3 protein-coding genes are annotated in these 1669 nt (G+C 74.2%); all 3 read left to right on the forward strand.

The annotated features are described in order from the left end of the window. A partial coding sequence (gene hisH, locus PROKR_RS14570; RefSeq protein ID WP_036964387.1) for an imidazole glycerol phosphate synthase subunit HisH occupies window positions 1-487 on the forward strand: 487 nt, incomplete at its 5' end. Window positions 488-583: 96 nt separating this feature from the next. Next, window positions 584-1339: a bifunctional 1-(5-phosphoribosyl)-5-((5-phosphoribosylamino)methylideneamino)imidazole-4-carboxamide isomerase/phosphoribosylanthranilate isomerase PriA gene (gene priA / locus PROKR_RS14575; protein WP_036964388.1), complete on the forward strand. Its 756-nt coding sequence runs from the start codon at window positions 584-586 to the stop codon at window positions 1337-1339. Beyond that, a partial coding sequence (locus PROKR_RS14580) for an SseB family protein (protein WP_036964389.1) occupies window positions 1336-1669 on the forward strand: 334 nt, incomplete at its 3' end. The genes priA and PROKR_RS14580, both read left to right, overlap by 4 nt.

A 1669-nucleotide genomic window follows, 5' to 3' on the forward strand; every position in this document is an offset into this window, starting at 1 on the left:
GGCGTGCATGGCCGGGCTCACGGCCGTGCGCGGCCACGAGGTCGTCGGCCGCCGCCTGGCCGGCAACCGCCCCGTACTCGGCATCTGCGTGGGTATGCAGGTCATGTTCGACGCCGGCGTGGAGCACGGCGAGCGCGCCGACGGCATCGGCGAGTGGCCCGGCGTCGTCGAGCGGCTGCACGCCGACGTGGTGCCCCACATGGGCTGGTCGCCGGTCGAGGTGCCGGAGGGCTCGGCCCTCTTCGCCGGGATCACCGACGAGCGCTTCTACTTCGTGCACTCCTACGCCGCCCAGACGTTCACCAAAGGGTACGACGAGAACGCGGTGGGCCGGTTCACGCCCCCGAAGGTCACCTGGGCCGACCACGGCGGCCGGTTCGTCGCGGCGGTCGAGGACGGCCCCCTGGCGGCGACGCAGTTCCACCCCGAGAAGTCCGGTGACGCCGGCGCCCAGCTCCTGGAGAACTGGCTCCGTACCCTCGCCTAGCCCCACTCGTTGAGTGCTGGGTATTTGTTGCGCAGACGCCGCTCAGCCCACAAATACCCAGCACTCAACGCTTCGACAGACAGAACTTGGAGAGACATGACCGACCGACTCGTGCTCCTGCCCGCCGTGGACGTCGCCGACGGCCAGGCCGTCCGCCTCGTCCAGGGGGAGGCCGGATCGGAGACCTCGTACGGCGACCCGCTGACCGCCGCCCTGGACTGGCAGTCCGGCGGCGCCGAGTGGGTGCACCTCGTGGACCTCGACGCGGCCTTCGGGCGCGGCTCCAACGCGGAGCTGCTCGCTCGCGTGGTCGGCGAGCTGGACGTGCAGGTCGAGCTCTCGGGCGGCATCCGCGACGACGAGTCGCTGGAGCGCGCCCTGGCCACGGGCGCGCGTCGCGTCAACCTCGGCACCGCCGCCCTGGAGGACCCGGCCTGGACCGCGAAGGTCATCGCCGAGCACGGCGACCGCGTCGCCGTGGGTCTCGACGTGCGCGGCACCACGCTCGCCGCCCGCGGCTGGACCAAGGAGGGCGGCGACCTCTGGGAGGTTCTCGGCCGCCTCGACGAGGCCGGCTGCGCCCGCTATGTGGTCACCGACGTGACCAAGGACGGCACGCTGCGCGGCCCCAACGTCGATCTCCTGTCCGACGTCGCCGCGCGCACCCCCGCGCACGTCGTCGCCTCGGGCGGCATCTCGTCGCTCGACGACCTGCGCGCGCTGCGCGCCCTGGGCACCATCGAGGGCGCCGTGGTCGGCAAGGCCCTGTACGCCGGCGCCTTCACGCTCCCCGAGGCGCTCGACGTCGCGGGACGCCCGGGCGACGCGGGGCGGGACGAGGCCGCCGAGTGAAGTCGATCCAGCCCTCCAGCCAGTTCGCGGGCGACGACGGGTCGGCCGACGCCGAGCTGACCCGGCTGCTCTCGGGCCACTCGACCGGCGCGGTCCCGCTGCGCGAGGTCGTCGCGCGCCTGGCCGAGACCCGCGTGCTCGTGCCGGTGCTGGCCGAGGCCGGCGTCGTCGAGCAGAACCCGGACGGGCTGGCCGTCGACAAGGAGGCGTCGTCCGGCGTCGTCGCCCTGGAGGCCCCCGACGGCCGCCGGGCGCTGCCGGTGTTCACCTCCGTCGCCACCATGCAGGCCTGGCGGCCCGACGCGCGCCCGGTCCCGGTCGAGGCCACCC

Source organism: Promicromonospora kroppenstedtii DSM 19349 (assembly GCF_000515355.1).
Lineage (GTDB): Bacteria > Actinomycetota > Actinomycetes > Actinomycetales > Cellulomonadaceae > Promicromonospora > Promicromonospora kroppenstedtii.